Source organism: Streptomyces sp. NPDC006193, from assembly GCF_040613915.1.
Classification (GTDB): domain Bacteria; phylum Actinomycetota; class Actinomycetes; order Streptomycetales; family Streptomycetaceae; genus Streptomyces.
Window position 1 is genome coordinate 234,035 of the sequence record NZ_JBEXTB010000002.1, and the last position, 14,298, is coordinate 248,332.

General features: G+C 70.7%; 14 protein-coding genes, 1 pseudogene and 1 riboswitch. Of the genes and pseudogenes, 7 read left to right on the top strand and 8 right to left on the bottom strand.

Translation table 11 applies throughout. From position 1 onward, the window contains the following. Positions 1-350, top strand: a pseudogene (locus ABZ261_RS02960) (hypothetical protein). Between the two features lie 132 nt (positions 351-482). On the opposite strand, the gene ABZ261_RS02965 reads toward ABZ261_RS02960, so the two are convergent. The 4 genes from ABZ261_RS02965 to ABZ261_RS02980 all read right to left on the bottom strand — a co-directional run bounded on the left by ABZ261_RS02965 (position 483) and on the right by ABZ261_RS02980 (position 3,185). Continuing rightward, entirely contained in the window at positions 483-965 is a 483-nt protein-coding gene (locus tag ABZ261_RS02965; protein WP_356854797.1) for an NUDIX hydrolase, read from the bottom strand. A gap of 201 nt (positions 966-1,166) precedes the next feature. Then, positions 1,167-2,312 (bottom strand): cystathionine gamma-lyase, encoded by a 1,146-nt coding sequence (locus ABZ261_RS02970; protein ID WP_356854798.1) that lies wholly within the window; start codon positions 2,310-2,312, stop codon positions 1,167-1,169. Further along, positions 2,309-2,800, bottom strand: coding sequence for a low molecular weight protein-tyrosine-phosphatase (locus ABZ261_RS02975; protein WP_356854799.1), 492 nt, complete (start codon positions 2,798-2,800; stop codon positions 2,309-2,311). Before ABZ261_RS02975 ends, ABZ261_RS02970 begins: the two co-directional genes overlap by 4 nt. A 7-nt stretch (positions 2,801-2,807) precedes the next feature. Beyond that, a complete protein-coding gene (locus ABZ261_RS02980; protein ID WP_356854800.1) occupies positions 2,808-3,185 on the bottom strand; it encodes a phage holin family protein in 378 nt (125 codons plus the stop codon). Between the two features lie 59 nt (positions 3,186-3,244). On the opposite strand from ABZ261_RS02980, the gene ABZ261_RS02985 reads away from it, so the two are divergent. The 4 genes from ABZ261_RS02985 (at position 3,245) to ABZ261_RS03000 (ending at position 5,530) form a co-directional block, all read left to right on the top strand. Next, positions 3,245-3,562, top strand: a complete 318-nt coding sequence (locus ABZ261_RS02985; protein ID WP_356854801.1) for a cupin domain-containing protein — start codon at positions 3,245-3,247, stop codon at positions 3,560-3,562. Between the two features lie 132 nt (positions 3,563-3,694). Continuing rightward, a complete protein-coding gene (locus ABZ261_RS02990) occupies positions 3,695-3,907 on the top strand; it encodes a DUF5326 family protein (protein WP_356854802.1) in 213 nt (70 codons plus the stop codon). A gap of 350 nt (positions 3,908-4,257) precedes the next feature. After that, on the top strand, positions 4,258-4,992 hold the full coding sequence (locus ABZ261_RS02995; RefSeq protein WP_356854949.1) for an IclR family transcriptional regulator C-terminal domain-containing protein: 735 nt from the start codon (positions 4,258-4,260) through the stop codon (positions 4,990-4,992). Between the two features lie 100 nt (positions 4,993-5,092). After that, positions 5,093-5,530, top strand: a complete 438-nt coding sequence (locus tag ABZ261_RS03000) for an SsgA family sporulation/cell division regulator (protein ID WP_356854803.1) — start codon at positions 5,093-5,095, stop codon at positions 5,528-5,530. A gap of 113 nt (positions 5,531-5,643) precedes the next feature. On the opposite strand, the gene ABZ261_RS03005 is transcribed toward ABZ261_RS03000, so the two are convergent. Beyond that, positions 5,644-7,053 (bottom strand): YibE/F family protein, encoded by a 1,410-nt coding sequence (locus ABZ261_RS03005; protein WP_356854804.1) that lies wholly within the window; start codon positions 7,051-7,053, stop codon positions 5,644-5,646. A 71-nt stretch (positions 7,054-7,124) separates the two neighbouring features. Beyond that, positions 7,125-7,302: riboswitch (TPP riboswitch) on the top strand. On the opposite strand from ABZ261_RS03005, the gene thiC reads away from it, so the two are divergent. Continuing rightward, complete coding sequence (thiC, locus tag ABZ261_RS03010; protein ID WP_356854805.1) at positions 7,295-9,079, top strand: phosphomethylpyrimidine synthase ThiC; 1,785 nt, start codon at positions 7,295-7,297, stop codon at positions 9,077-9,079. (Overlaps the previous riboswitch by 8 nt.) 100 nt (positions 9,080-9,179) lie before the next feature. Here thiC and ABZ261_RS03015 read toward each other — a convergent pair whose 3' ends face one another. The 3 genes from ABZ261_RS03015 to ABZ261_RS03025 form a co-directional block, all read right to left on the bottom strand. Next, a complete protein-coding gene (locus ABZ261_RS03015; protein ID WP_356854806.1) occupies positions 9,180-10,034 on the bottom strand; it encodes a hypothetical protein in 855 nt (284 codons plus the stop codon). Between the two features lie 187 nt (positions 10,035-10,221). After that, a complete protein-coding gene (locus tag ABZ261_RS03020; protein WP_356854807.1) occupies positions 10,222-11,301 on the bottom strand; it encodes a metallophosphoesterase in 1,080 nt (359 codons plus the stop codon). 331 nt (positions 11,302-11,632) lie between these two features. After that, entirely contained in the window at positions 11,633-12,745 is a 1,113-nt protein-coding gene (locus ABZ261_RS03025) for a LacI family DNA-binding transcriptional regulator (RefSeq protein WP_356854808.1), read from the bottom strand. A gap of 409 nt (positions 12,746-13,154) precedes the next feature. Here ABZ261_RS03025 and hisC point away from each other — a divergent pair, with 409 nt between their 5' ends. Continuing rightward, positions 13,155-14,234, top strand: coding sequence for a histidinol-phosphate transaminase (hisC, locus tag ABZ261_RS03030; protein ID WP_356854809.1), 1,080 nt, complete (start codon positions 13,155-13,157; stop codon positions 14,232-14,234). Positions 14,235-14,298: the final 64 nt, after the last annotated feature.

A 14,298-nucleotide genomic window follows, 5' to 3' on the forward strand; every position in this document is an offset into this window, starting at 1 on the left:
ATGGCCAGACTGCATCTCTTCGATCCCGACGGCACATTGCTGCACGGGACCACCGCGCCGGTGGAGATCTCGCGCCAGTTCGGCCTGGAGGCGGAGACGGTGGCGCTGGACACGGCTCATGGCTCCTGTTTCCGGCCGTACCGTTCACCGAGCCCGTCGACCCGTCCGGGGTGCTGAGCGCCGCGGCCAAGGTGCGTGTGGCCGACCGGCTGTGCGAGGAGTTCGGCGTGGCACGAGCGGACTGTGTGGCCTACAGCGACTCCCATCTGGCGGGTCTGGCGACCCATGCCTACACGGGCCGGGACCTGTGGGACGCCTATGAGCTGGTCCGGGCGTCCACCGCACGATGACCGGGATGGCACGGCGAGGCATGCACAAGGCGCTGTTCAGTGCCGTCGCCGGCCGCCGGCTGGAACCTGCAATGCGATCCGGACACAGGCAGGTTCGCGGCCACCGAGTTGCTCGGTGCCAGCCGGACAGGCTCAGCCGAGGTCCGGAGCGTGCATGGCGCGGACGCCCTCGATGTTGCCGTCCAGGTAGTGGCGCAGGGACAGCGGGACAAGGTGGACCGAGGCGATGCCCACCCGCGTGAACGGGACGCGGACGATCTCGTACTCGCCGGCCGGCTCCTCCACTTCGGGACCGTGACGCAGCGACGGATCCATCGACTCCAGTCGGCAGACGAAGAAGTGCTGCACCTTCACACCGGTCGCTCCGCCGTCCTCGCCGATGTGCTCCACGGTGTCGACGAAGCACGGCACCACGTCTGTGATCTTGGCGCCGAGTTCCTCGTACACCTCCCGGTGCAGGGCGTGCACGACGGTCGAATCGCCGGGCTCGACTCCGCCGCCGGGGGTGACCCAGTAGGGATCGACGCCCGGCTTTGTCCGCTTGATCAGGATCAGGTCGTCCCCGTCCAGCAGAACGGCACGGGCGGTGCGCTTGACCACGGGTCGGACGGTCATGGGAGAAATGTGGCCCGGCTGGTTCCACGTGAAACATCGCAAAGCGCCACCGAACGGCTGCGGCACGTGTCCCCGGACGGTCGGCGTCGACGCCAGGCTGTCGCAGGCCGTAGGAGCCCTTCTTCTCCGGCGCCGGCGGTTCTTCGCGCTGCGCACCGCAGGCGGTCCGGGCCACGGGAGAGGCCCGGACCGGCTCCCGGTTCAGTCCGCGGACTCGTCCAGCGCGCGCAGGACGTCGGCCACCAGGTCCTCTGTGTCCTCCGCGCCGACGGACATCCGGATGAAGCCGTCCGGCACCGCGTCCCCGCCCCAGCGGCGGCGGCGCTCGGCCGTGGACCGCACCCCGCCGAAACTCGTCGCGTCCTCCACCAGCCGCAGAGCCCGGAGGAACCGCTCGGCACGCGCCCGCGTGGGCAGCGTGAAGGACACGACGCAGCCGTATCGGCGCATCTGCTGCTTGGCGACCTCGTGCGCGGGGTCGTCGGGCAGACCCGGGTAGCGCAGGTCCAGGACCTCGGGCCGCCGGCGCAGGGCCTCGGCGACGGCGAGCGCGCCGGCGCACTGGCGGTCGGCGCGCAGCTGCAGCGTGGCGATGGAGCGGTGCGCGAGCCAGGCCTCCATGGGGCCCGCGATCGCGCCGACGATCTTGCGCCACCGGCGTACGGCGGCCATCGCCTCCGTGTCGCGGCCGGTGACATAACCCAGCAGCACGTCACCGTGGCCGGTGAGCTGCTTGGTGCCGCTGGCCACGGAGAAGTCGGCGCCCAGCTCCAGGGGGCGCTGCCCGAGCGGGGTGGCGAGGGTGTTGTCGACGGCCACCAGGGCGCCCCGCGCGTGGGCCGCCTCCGCCAGCCGCCGGATGTCGCACACGTCGAGCCCGGGGTTCGACGGGGACTCGATCCACAGCAGGCGGGCCCCGTCGAGCAGCTCCAGCTGGGCGTCGCCACCGGTCGGCGCGGTGCGCACCTCGATTCCGTAGGCCTCCAGCTGGGCGCCCACCAGCGGCAGCACCTGGTAACCGTCCGAGGGCAGCACGACCGCGTCGCCGGAGCGCAGCTGGGAGAACAGCACGGAGGAGATCGCCGCCATGCCGGAGGCGAACACCAGCGTCTCGACGTCCTGCCCGGGCGCCTCCAGCTCGCCGATGGCACGCTCCAGCAGTGTCCAGGTCGGGTTGTCGTCGCGGCCGTAGGCGTACGGTCCCGTCACCTCGCCGGGCAGGTGGAAGTGCGCCGCGAACACCGGTCCGGGCAGGGTCGGCTCGTGCTTGACCGGCTCGGGGAGCCCCGCCCGTACCGCGCGCGTGCCGTCGCCGGTGCGGCCCTCGTCCTTCGTGCCGTCGCTCATGCGGCCCGTCCTTCCAGTTCTTCCCGTACGGCGGCGAGCAGACCGGTGCTCGCCGCCTCCACCATCTCAAGGCACTCCTCGAAGCCGTCCCGGCCCCCGTAGTACGGGTCCGGGACGTCGAGGTCGGCGCCGGCGGCGGGGTCGTAGGAGCGCAGGAGACGGATCTTGCGCGCGTCCTCGTCGGTACGCGCGAGCCGGCGCAGGTCCGAGAGGTGACCGGTGTCGAGGGCGATCACGAGGTCGAGGCGCGCGAACCAGGAGCGCTGAAAACGACGGGCCACGTGCTCGCTGCCGTAGCCGTGCTCCTCGAGGACCGAGACGGTGCGCGGGTCGGCGTGCTCGCCCTCGTGCCAGCCGCCGGTGCCGGCGCTGTCAACCTCGATCAGACCATCGAGTCCGGCCTCCGCCACCCGCGCGCGGAAGACGGACTCGACCATCGGCGAGCGGCAGATGTTGCCGGTGCACACGAAGCAGACACGGTAGGTCATGGCGTGGTCAGTCCTCGTCGGGCAGGACGACGTGCAGCGCCCAGGAGACGACGGAGACGATCAGACCGCCGAGGACGGCCGTCCAGAAGCCTTCCACATGGAAGCTCAGGTCGAGCTTGCCGCACACCCAGGAGGTCAGCAGCAGCATCAGCGCGTTGACGACCAGGGTGATCAGGCCCAGGGTCAGGATGAACAGCGGGAGGGTGAGCAGCTTCACGATCGGCTTGACCAGCCAGTTCACCAGTCCGAAGACCAGCGCGACCACGATCAGCGTGCCGGCTTTCTGGGCGGTGCTGTCACCGGTGACGGTGATCTTGTCGAGCAGCCATACGGCCACCGCCAAGGCGCCCGCGTTGGCGATCGTCTTGACTACGAGATTCTTCATGTGTCTGATCGTGGCAGACCGGACGGACGGCGAGCAGTGAGACGAGGGCGGCAGCGGCGATGAAGGCATTCCGGCTGGACGAACTGGAGGCGGAGCGCGCCGCCAACGCAGGCGCCTACCTTCAGTTCCTGCGTGAGCGGAACATGTCGGTCGGCCTGTACGCCCTGGACGCGGGCGCGCACGACCCGCAGAAGCCGCACAACCAGGACGAGGTGTACTTCGTCGTCAGCGGCAGGGCGTCCGTCACGGTCGGTGCGGAGACGACCGAGGTGGCACGGGGCAGCATCGTCTACGTGCCGGCCGGGGTCCCCCACAGGTTCCACCACATCAGCGAAGACCTCAGGGTGCTCGTGGTGTTCTCTCCGCCGGAGGCGTGAGCCCGGTCTCGGGGTTCCCTAAGGGACGGGTCAGGGGCGGACAAGGGCTGCGCGGTCCCCGCGGGGCGTCTCCGCGGCCCTAGCATCGGGTGCGGAACACCGACAACGCACGAGAGCGCAAAGGACGAGGCGATGCGGGCTATCTTCGCGGGGCTGCCGTGGTGGGTGAAGTGGGTCGCGGTGCCGGTCATCGCCCTGGTCGTGTTCGGCGGCCTGATCGCGACCGTCGCCGCCATCGTGATCAAACTGCTGTTCAAGGCGCTGCTGTTCGTCGCCCTGGTCGGCGGAGTGATCTACATCGTGCGCAAGTTCATGGCGGGTTCCTCGTCGCGCAGCGACTGGTGAGGCGGGCGGGGACCGGTGCCCGGACGAACGGGACCACCGGTTCCCTCGGAGGAGGGAAGTTTCCCCGGGAGCCGTCTGCGCGCGGTGACGGACGGTTAGAGTCCAGAACTCACCGCGGGCTCCGGCCCCGTGGACGGCGCAGACACCCCTCCGTGCTCCTCCTCCGCACGGGCTGCCCCCTCGCTTCGGAGTGACCCTTGGCCACGGTTGACACCGCACCGGCAGAACCCCACACCCTTCCCGCCCCGCCGCCCTCCGGCCCGGCCCCCGTGCCGCGGCCTCCCGTTCCGGCCGTCCCCGGTCAACCCCGGGGGGCCGGCGCCCGGGCGACCCCGGCCCCCGCGACGCTCATCGGATCCGTCCAGCGCGCCATGCGCCTGCTGGAGACCGTCGCCGGGCACGCACACGGCGCCACCGCCAAGCAACTCGCCCGTGAGGCCGGTATCGCGCTGCCGACGACGTATCACCTGCTGCGCACCCTGGTGCACGAGGGCTATCTGTGCCGTGAGAAAGGCTTGTTCTTCCTCGGTGACGCGGTGGCGCGGCTCACCAGCAGCGGGGCACGGCAGAAACGTCGCAGCACGGTGGCGGACACGCTCGCGTGCTGGCGGGATTCCATCGGTGTGCCGGTGTACTACGCGATGTACCGCGAGGGTGAGATCGAGGTCATGTGCGTCTCCGACTCGCGTGAGGCGCCCGCGGTCGAGGAGTGGGCCGACTTCCGCGAGACCGGTCACGCGCACGCCATCGGTCAGTGCCTGCTCTCCCAGCTGGACGAGGAGGCCCGGCGCGACCACCTCGCCCGCTGTCCTGTGCAGCCCCTCACGCGGTACACCGTGCGGGACAACGACGCACTGCTGCGCCGGCTGGCCCGGCTGCGGCGCATGGAAGCGGTGGTGGAGCGCCAGGAGTACGCGCTCGGAACCGTCTGTGCGGCGGTTCCGATCACGGTCGGCACCACAGCGGCCACCATGGCCATCTCCCTGCCGGCCCAGCGGGCCGACCGGCTGCTGCCCGCGGTCGAGCGGCTGCAGACGGAGATCGGACGGAATCTCGGCTCACTGGCCCTCTCTATCAGTATGTGAAAACTTACTCCTTGTGATCTGCCGTGTACGTTCAGCAAGATTTGGACCACGGTCGGATGGACGAATCCCGGCCAGTCGATGTCATATGACGGGATAGGCGATGCGCGAGTCCGTACAGGCAGAAGTCATGATGAGCTTTCTCGTGTCGGAGGAGCTCTCCTTCCGCATTCCGGTGGAGTTGCGCTACGAGGCCAGTGATCCCTACGCCGTGCGGCTCACCTTTCATCTGCCCGGGGACGCCCCGGTAACCTGGGCGTTCGGGCGTGAGCTGCTGATCGACGGAGTCGGCCGTCCGTGCGGGGAGGGCGATGTGCACATCGCCCCCGCCGGCTCCGAGACGCTGGGCGAGGTGCTGATCCGGCTTCAGGTGGGCGGCGACCAGGCCCTGTTCCGCTCGTCGGCGCCGCCGCTGGTGGCCTTCCTCGACCGGACGGACAAGCTCGTGCCGCTCGGCCAGGAGGGTGCGCTGGCCGACTTCGACGCGCATCTCGATGAGGCGCTGGACCGCATCCTGGCCGAGGAGCAGAGCGCCGGCTGAGTGATACGAGCCAACGGCGCCGGGGTGCTGCCCTGCCGCACCGGGTGGTGCAGGAACGCTTCTGCTGAGGAGGGGGGGGCCGGTCGGGCGCCGCCGCCGACCGGCCGCCGGATTCACCGCTTCCGGCGCCGGCCCCGGCCGCCGCGCGCAGGTGCGGGCTGCCCCGCGCCCGGTGCCGGGCCAGCCGGGCCGGGCCGGTCGGCGGAGACGACCAGCGCGGCGAGCGCGGTGGTGACCGGCACCGAGGCGACCAAGCCGATCGAGCCCACCAGGGTGCGCACGATCTCCTCGGCCACCAGTTCGCTGTTGGCCACCGCCCCCACGCTGCTCTGCGCGATCGAGAACAGCAGCAGCAGCGGCAGCGCGGCTCCGGCGTAGGCCAGCACCAGGGTGTTGACCACGGAGGCGATGTGGTCACGGCCGATGCGGATGCCCGCCCGATACAGACCGCGCCAGCCCATCGACGGGTTGGCCTCGTGCAGCTCCCAGACCGCCGAGGTCTGCGTCACCGTCACGTCGTCCAGCACGCCGAGCGAACCGATGATGACGCCGGCCAGCAACAGACCGCTCATGTCGATCGACGGATACAGCCCGTGGATCAGACCGGTGTTGTCGTCCGTGTTGCCGGTCAGCGCGGCCCAGCCGATGAACAGGGAGCCGAGCACACCGATCAGCGAGAGGGAGATCAGGGTGCCGAGCACCGCCACCGACGTACGGGCTGACAGGCCATGGCACATGTACAGGGCGATCAGCATGATGGCGCTCGATCCGACCACGGCCACGACCAGCGGATTGGAGCCCTGCAGGATGGCGGGCAGGATGAACAGGGTCAGCACCAGGAAGCTGACGGCCAGAGCGACCAGCGCCATGACACCGCGCATCCGGCCCACCACGACGACGGCGACGGCGAAGATGCCCGCGAGCAGGGCCATCGGGAACTGCCGGTTCACATCGGTCACCGAGTACTGCAGATCCTTCGGCGCGGACGGCTCGTAGGCGACCACGACCTCCTCGCCCTGGTGCAGTTGCCGTGACTGGTCCGGCCGCACGATCTCGGTGAACGTACGGCCCTTGTCCTTGCCGGTGTCGATCCGGACGGTCGCCTTCTTGCAGGATGTGCCGGCCTTGCGCTTCGCCGGGACGCCTCCGGCTGCGGAGGTGTCGCCGGCCGGGGCGGCGCCGGAGGCGTCCCCCGACGCACAGCCGACCTCGACGACCCGGGTGACCGTGGCCTGCTGGGTCTGCCGGTCGAAGCCGACGCCGGTGCGCGTATGGGGCGGGGCTCCTCCGGGCCAGAGCACCGCGAGGCCGACCAGGACCGCCGCGGTGAAGGGCACGAGAATCGCCGCGATGACGGTCCGCAGGTGCTTGGAGACGGGCGCGGCGGGACCGTGGCTGTGGCTGTGCGAGTGACCGTGGGAGCCGCCTTCACGGACTCCGTGGCCGTGTCCGCTGCCGTCCTCCGGGCTGTCCTGGCGGCGCGGCTCGGGCGGCTGATAGGGGTACTGCTCCATCCTGGTCACCGCCCGATCATCGCAAGAAGCGTGGGGGCCCACTGTTCACCGCGCCACACATGACGCTAGCGTGGAGGCACCTTTGCACACGCGGGAGCTCGGAGCACCGGGCTGAGAGGGCGCTGACCTCCGTAGACGCGATGTTTCACGTGGAACCAGCAAGGTTCCACCAGAGACGTCGGCCGACGGAAACCGCTGCGTCGACCGCCGAACCTGTTACCGGGTAATGCCGGCGTAGGGAGTAGGTCTCATGACCAACAAGGACGCACGCACGCCTGCCTCCGTTCAGGACGAGAAGTCCCCGGAGGCCGGGAAGTCCATCGGCTGGCACAAGGCGTACATCGAGGGCTCGCGCCCCGATCTGCGGGTGCCGGTCCGTCAGGTGCACCTCACCAACGGGCAGTCGGTGACGCTGTACGACACATCGGGCCCGTACACCGATCCACTCGCCGACACGGACGTCCGCAGGGGCCTGCCGCCCCTGCGGGAGAACTGGATCATCGCTCGCGGCGACACCGAGGAGTACGCGGGCCGTCCCGTCCGCCCCGAGGACGACGGGATCAAGCACACCGCGCCGCGTGGCGGGCTGCGCAACCTCGACGCGGTCTTCCCCGGCCGCCCGCGCCAGCCGCGGCGAGGCCGGGACGGCCAGGCGGTCACCCAGCTCGCGTACGCCCGCCGGGGCGAGATCACACCGGAGATGGAGTTCGTGGCCATCCGGGAGAACGTCTCTCCCGAGGTGGTCCGCGAGGAGATCGCGGCGGGCCGGGCCGTGCTGCCGGCCAACGTCAATCACCCGGAGATCGAGCCGATGATCATCGGTAAGCGGTTCCTGGTGAAGGTGAACGCCAACATCGGCAACTCCGCGGTGACGTCCTCCATCGAGGAGGAGGTCGAGAAGATGACCTGGGCGACCCGCTGGGGCGCCGACACGGTCATGGACCTCTCCACCGGCCGCAACATCCACACCACCCGCGAGTGGGTCCTGCGCAACTCCCCCGTTCCCATCGGCACCGTGCCGCTCTACCAGGCCCTGGAGAAGGTCGACGGCAAGGCCGAGGAACTGACCTGGGAGATCTACAAGGACACCGTCATCGAACAGGCCGAGCAGGGCGTGGACTACATGACCGTCCACGCGGGCGTCCGGCTGCCGTACGTCCCGCTCACCGCCAACCGCAAGACCGGCATCGTCTCGCGCGGCGGGTCGATCATGGCCGCCTGGTGTCTGGCCCACCACAAGGAATCGTTCCTGTACGAGCACTTCGAGGAGTTGTGCGAGATCTTCGCCGCCTACGACGTCACGTACTCGCTGGGCGACGGTCTCAGGCCGGGTTCGATCGCCGACGCCAACGACGAGGCGCAGTTCGCCGAGTTGCGGACGCTCGGGGAGCTCAACCGCATCGCCAGGCGGTTCGACGTGCAGACGATGATCGAGGGCCCCGGTCACGTCCCGATGCACAAGATCAAGGAGAACATCGACCTTCAGCAGGAGATCTGCGACGAAGCTCCGTTCTATACGCTCGGCCCGCTGACCACGGACATCGCGCCGGCGTACGACCACATCACCTCCGGCATCGGCGCCGCGATGATCGCCTGGTGGGGCACGGCGATGCTCTGCTACGTCACGCCCAAGGAGCACCTGGGCCTGCCCAACCGGGATGACGTCAAGACCGGCGTCATCACCTACAAGATCGCGGCGCACGCGGCCGACCTCGCCAAGGGGCACCCGGGCGCACAGGAGTGGGACGACGCGCTGTCGGACGCCCGCTTCGAGTTCCGCTGGGAGGACCAGTTCAATCTGGCTCTTGATCCGGACACGGCACGGGAGTTCCATGACGAGACGCTGCCGGCCGAGCCCGCCAAGACGGCGCACTTCTGCTCCATGTGCGGGCCGAAGTTCTGCAGCATGAGGATCTCGCAGGACATCAGGCGCGAACACGGCGGCAGCAGGGACGAGATCGAGGAGGGCATGGCCCGGAAGTCGAAGGAGTTCGCGGCCGCCGGCAACCGGGTGTATCTGCCGATCGCCGACTGAGACGCGCACGGTGAGGCCGTCGCGCCGGCCGGTCCCAAGACGGCCGGCTGGTGCGGCGGGCCCACGCGGCGCGCGGGCGCGGGGCGGAGCGGGGGCGGGGCTACTCGGGCCGGTGCTCCGGGCCGCCGAAGTCCGGGCTGGTGTAGTCGGGGCTGGTGAAGCTCGGGCGGCCGGACGCGCTTCCGTCGTCGGGGCTGCTGAAGCCGGGACGGTCGTATCCCAGGCGCGGCATGCGGCCGGTCGGGGCGGGTGGGGCCGGGTGGCGTACGCCGGCCGTGCCGGGATCGGCGAGCGCGTCCCGCAGGAACGGCAGGATGCCGCGTTCGAGCAGGGCCTGGCGCCAGGCCTCCCTGGCCCTGGACAGCTCCTCGTGCGCCGTGCCGCCTGCCTGTGCGCCGGACGGGGTGCCGTTGCGCAGCGCGGTGAGCAGCAGTCCGACGGCGGCGACGAGGATCGCCACCGCGGTCAGGCCGCCGAACACCCAGCCGGTGGTGAGCATGGTCCGGGCGAAGGCCTGCCCGGGGTCCAGCACCCTGAGCAGGTAACCGACGAGCAGGAACAGCACGGCAGCGGCTGCGGACAGGAGGGGAGCCAGGACGGCGACGACCGCCAGGGCACCCGCGCCGGTGTTCTCGGCGGTCTCGCCGAGGGGGGTGGCGAGGTCCGCGGCGGCCGGACCGGGCTCCGCGGCATCGGGAGTGCCGGGCGGTGCGGTGGACGGGGCGGGCTGCCGCAGTTCTTCGCGGAGTGCGGCGTAGTGCCGGTACTCGGCCGCCGCGGCCGCCGTGATCAGGGCACCGGCGTCGAGCGCCATGGTGCGCAGTTGTTCAGGGCTGAGCCGCTCTCCGACACCGGCCAGTTCCGGCCGGCGGGGTGCGGAGCGCAGCACCTCGTCGAGGAGCCGCTCGAATTCCCGGCGGTCCTCGTCGTGCAGATGCTGCGGAACGCTGTTCATGTGCCTCCCCCGGTGCTCCGTAGGGCTGGTGCTCGCACGCCGGCGAGCCGTCGGGCAGAAACGGAGGGGAGCCTGCTACGGACAAGCCGATGGTAGAGCCGTGACGGCGAACGGTGACAGGGGATTGCCGGAAATCGCGGTGCGGCCTGCGTGTTCACCGCCGGGCGCGCGCCTGCCCGGGGAACGGTCAGGTGTCCAGGGGAAGTTGCTGGACCAGCAGTTTCCCGGCCATGGTCACTCCGCCGTCCATGGCGATGGCGAGTCCGTCGGCGTAGACGTGCGGCCCCTCGACGACCGGGCCGGTGCCCTCCTCGCCGTCCTCGGAACCGACCTCGCCGAGGAGGTAGGGAATCGGGCTGTGTCCGTGAACGACCCGGGTGCCGCCGTACGTATCGAGAAGGGAGCGCACGGCGTCGGCGCCGCCCTCGTCCCGGAAGGAGAAGCGCTTGGTGAACTTGCGGAACAGGTCCCAGACCTCGTCGGCGTCGTTGCGGGTCAGGGCCTCGCGGACGGTGTCGTTGACCGCCTCGATCGAGTCGCCGTAGTCCAGGTAGGCGGTGGTGTCGGAGTGGATCAGCAGATAGCCGTCGACCTCTTCGACGGCGTCGAGGCGGGCCATCCACTGGAGGTGGTGGTCCTGGAGGCGGTCCATGTCGGTCTTCTGGCCGCCGTTGAGCAGCCAGGCCGCCTGGAAGGTGGCGGTGCCCGCGCCGGAGTTGACGGGAGTGTCGCCGAACCGCTTGGCGCCCAGGAGGAGGAGCTCGTGGTTGCCCATGAGGGCCTTGCAGTAGCCGCCCGCCGCGGCGGCCTCCGCGGACAGCCGCATCACCAGGTCGATGACGCCGATGCCGTCCGGGCCGCGGTCGGTGAAGTCGCCGAGGAACCACAGCCGGGCGGTGCCGGCGCACCACTGGCCCGAGGCGTCGATCAGGCCCTGCTCCTGCAGGGCGGCCACCAGTTCGTCGAGGTAACCGTGGACGTCCCCGACGACGTAGAGCGGCCCGGGGCCGGTGGCGGGCTGCGGTGCCGGGGCGGCCGGGACCGGCTCGACGGGGACCTGCAGGGTGTCGCCGCGGTTGATGACGGGCAGGTCGCGCTGGGTGGGGGTGTAGCCCTCCGGGTACGCCTCGTCGGCGGGCGGCACGGCGTTGCCCGGGTGGATGCTGCGTACGTACGGGCCGGTCTCGTGGACGTACGCGGGCACCCGGAAGTCGCGCAGTGTCGCCGTCCGCTCCACCTCGGGTCCCTGACCGGCCCCCTGAGTCATCAGACCCCTCCACCATCGCGCCGCATCTGCACCGCTTCGGACTGCCTGGTCGCACGGTCCGCGGTGTCGTGGGCCCATCATAGGAATGCACGTCGCGCCGTGTGATGACCCAGGGGTGGTGAATCGGAACAAGACTCCGGTTCCTCGCGGCTTTCGCCCCGTTTGGGCAGGTCTTTCGCCGGTCACGGGCGGACCGACCGGACGGTCTCGGCCCGCGCCGGTCGCTCCGCACCCACCGGCCGGCGGGTGTGCCGGGACGGACACGCGGTGTCCGTCCCGGCCGGGTGCCCGTACGCCCCGGCCCCTCGGGCGCCCGCGCTGCCGCCGGGCCCTATGCCCGGCCCGGCGTCCGGGGCGGGCTGACCGTCGTGCGCGGCGGGCGTCGCTGGGACGAGGTGCGCACGATCAGTTCCGTCGGTATCACCTGCTCGACCGGCTGCTCGGCCTGGACGCCCTCGATGGCGTCGATCAGCAGCTGGACGACCGCCGTGCCGATGCGGCGGGGTTTCAGGGAGAGCGTGGTGATGGGCGGCTCGGTGCTGGCGTACACCGTCGACTCGCTGCAGCACACGAGCAGCAGGTCGTCGGGGACGCGGAGCCCGTAACGGCGGGCGGCGGCGAGCAGGTCGGTGCCGTTGGGGTCGAACAGGCCGTAGACGGCGTCGGGCCGGTCGGGGCGGGCGAGCAGCCGGTCGGCGGCGACGGTGCCCGCGCAGGGGTCGTGCGCCGGGTAGGCCTCGTACACCGGCTCCTGGCCGACGCGCTCGCACCAGCGCAGGTAGGCCGAGGTCGACAGATGGGTGTACGTGTCCGTCGACGTGCCCGTGAGCAGGCCGATCCGGCGGGCGCCGGCGGCGGCGAGGTGGTCGAGGATGTCCAGTACGGCGGCCTCGTGGTCGTTGTCGACCCAGGCGGTCACGGGCAGCGCGCCGGCCGGGCGGCCGTCGGAGACGACGGGCAGGCCCTGCCGGGTCAGTTCCCGGACCACCGGGTCCTGGTCGGAGGGATCGATGACGATCGTGCCGTCCAGGGCGACGTTGGACCAGACGTCGTGGCGGGAGGTCGCGGGCAGGATCACCAGGGCGTAGCCGCGGGCGAGCGCGGCCGAGGTGGCGGCCCGGGCCATCTCGGCGAAGTAGGCGAACTCGGTGAAGGTGAAAGGTTCATCCCCGTAGGTGGTCACGGTCAGGCCGATCAGTCCCGACTTGCCGGTACGGAGGGTCCGGGCGGCGGCCGAGGGGCGGTAGCCCAGCCGGTCGGCGACCTCGCGGACATGGCGCCGGGTGGCGTCCGGGAGCCGCCCCTTGCCGTTGAGGGCGTCCGAGACGGTCGTGATGGAGACCCCGGCGGCGGCGGCGACGTCTCTGATGCCCGCCCGGCCCGGCCTGCTGCCTCGACGTGAGGTTTCCGCGCGGCTCACCTGGTGCTTCCCTGCTGCTGTCATGGCGAGCCGATAGTAGGGCTCATGTGGTGGGGTAGTGCGGACGCATATGCACGCGCTGACAGGCACGTTTCTGCATGGCCAGACGCGGTCAACGTCCATGGAAAGAAAGGTAGTTGAGTGTTTTACAGGCAGTACGTTACTCGTTGACGCGCATGGACCTGCCGAGGGCCGGATGTCTCGAAGAGGTCTCAACTCACCTGCACGGGGGACGCGCGCCACGGCGCGAGCTACCGGCGCATAGATATATGTACAGCGCGCCCCCCCGGAACGTACGCCTTCGGGCGGTGATGCCCGTGATGCCCACGGGGTCGTCCCGCACTGTACGCAGCGGCGGCGAATCCTCTTAAGGTGAGCAGTATTGGATGCCGGCGGTGTCGACGGTCCGCCGGTGGTCGCGAGGAGGACTGCGGTGAGCGAGACGAGCCCCAAGCTGCGCGCCGAGCTGGAGGGTATCCCCACCTACAAGCCGGGCAAGCCGGCCGCGGCCGGCGGACCGGTCGCCTACAAGCTGTCCTCCAACGAGAACCCGTACCCGCCGCTGCCCGGCGTGCTGGAGAGCGTGACCGCGGCGGCCTGCACCTTCAACCGCTACCCGGACCTGGCCTGCACCGGTCTGGTGAGCGAGCTGTCGGACCGCTTCGGCGTCCCGCTCACCCATCTGGCCACCGGCACCGGTTCGGTGGGCGTGGCCCAGCAGCTGGTGCAGTCCACCAGCGGGCCGGGCGACGAGGTGATCTACGCCTGGCGGTCCTTCGAGGCGTACCCGATCATCACGCAGATCAGCGGGGCCAGGTCGGTGCAGGTGCCGCTCACGCCGGGTGATGTGCACGACCTGGACGCGATGGCGGACGCGATCACCGACCGGACGCGCCTGATCTTCGTCTGCAACCCGAACAACCCGACCGGCACGGTGGTGCGGCGGGCCGAGCTGGAACGGTTCCTCGACCGCGTTCCCAACGATGTCCTGGTGGTGCTGGACGAGGCCTACCGGGAGTTCATCCGCGACCCCGAGGTGCCCGACGGGGTGGAGCTCTACCGGGAGCGGCCCAACGTCTGTGTCCTGCGGACGTTCTCCAAGGCCTACGGACTCGCGGGGCTGCGCGTCGGTTTCGCGATCGCGCATGAGCCGGTGGCGGCCGCGCTGCGCAAGACGGCGGTGCCGTTCGGCGTGAGCCAGCTCGCGCAGGAGGCGGCGATCGCCTCGCTGCGAGCCGAGGACGAGCTGCTGGGCCGGGTCGGTTCGCTGGTGTGCGAGCGCACGCGCGTGGTCGACGCGCTGCGCACCCAGGGCTGGACGGTGCCGGAGACGCAGGCCAACTTCGTGTGGCTGCGGCTGGGGGAGCGTACGGTCCCGTTCGCACAGGCCTGTGAGGAGCACGGTGTGGTCATCCGGCCCTTCCCGGGCGAGGGCGTGCGGGTGACGATCGGAGAGGCCGAGGCGAACGACATCTTCCTGAAGGTGGCGGAGGCGTTCCGCAAGGAGATATAGGTCACCGTCGCCGGACCACCTGGCGCGGCGTGGGGCGGCGGCCTCCTCCGGACTCATACGGGGG

What these genes read in the sequence shown, in the direction of transcription:
- thiC (WP_356854805.1), top strand. Translation starts at nt 7,295, where the DNA reads ATGACCAACAAGGACGCACGCACGCCTGCCTCCGTTCAGGACGAGAAG.
- ABZ261_RS02965 (WP_356854797.1), bottom strand. Translation starts at nt 965, where the DNA reads ATGACCGTCCGACCCGTGGTCAAGCGCACCGCCCGTGCCGTTCTGCTG.
- ABZ261_RS02985 (WP_356854801.1), top strand. Translation starts at nt 3,245, where the DNA reads ATGAAGGCATTCCGGCTGGACGAACTGGAGGCGGAGCGCGCCGCCAAC.
- ABZ261_RS02975 (WP_356854799.1), bottom strand. Translation starts at nt 2,800, where the DNA reads ATGACCTACCGTGTCTGCTTCGTGTGCACCGGCAACATCTGCCGCTCG.
- ABZ261_RS03025 (WP_356854808.1), bottom strand. Translation starts at nt 12,745, where the DNA reads ATGACAGCAGCAGGGAAGCACCAGGTGAGCCGCGCGGAAACCTCACGT.
- ABZ261_RS02970 (WP_356854798.1), bottom strand. Translation starts at nt 2,312, where the DNA reads ATGAGCGACGGCACGAAGGACGAGGGCCGCACCGGCGACGGCACGCGC.
- ABZ261_RS02980 (WP_356854800.1), bottom strand. Translation starts at nt 3,185, where the DNA reads ATGAAGAATCTCGTAGTCAAGACGATCGCCAACGCGGGCGCCTTGGCG.
- ABZ261_RS02990 (WP_356854802.1), top strand. Translation starts at nt 3,695, where the DNA reads ATGCGGGCTATCTTCGCGGGGCTGCCGTGGTGGGTGAAGTGGGTCGCG.
- ABZ261_RS03000 (WP_356854803.1), top strand. Translation starts at nt 5,093, where the DNA reads ATGCGCGAGTCCGTACAGGCAGAAGTCATGATGAGCTTTCTCGTGTCG.
- ABZ261_RS03015 (WP_356854806.1), bottom strand. Translation starts at nt 10,034, where the DNA reads ATGAACAGCGTTCCGCAGCATCTGCACGACGAGGACCGCCGGGAATTC.
- ABZ261_RS03020 (WP_356854807.1), bottom strand. Translation starts at nt 11,301, where the DNA reads ATGACTCAGGGGGCCGGTCAGGGACCCGAGGTGGAGCGGACGGCGACA.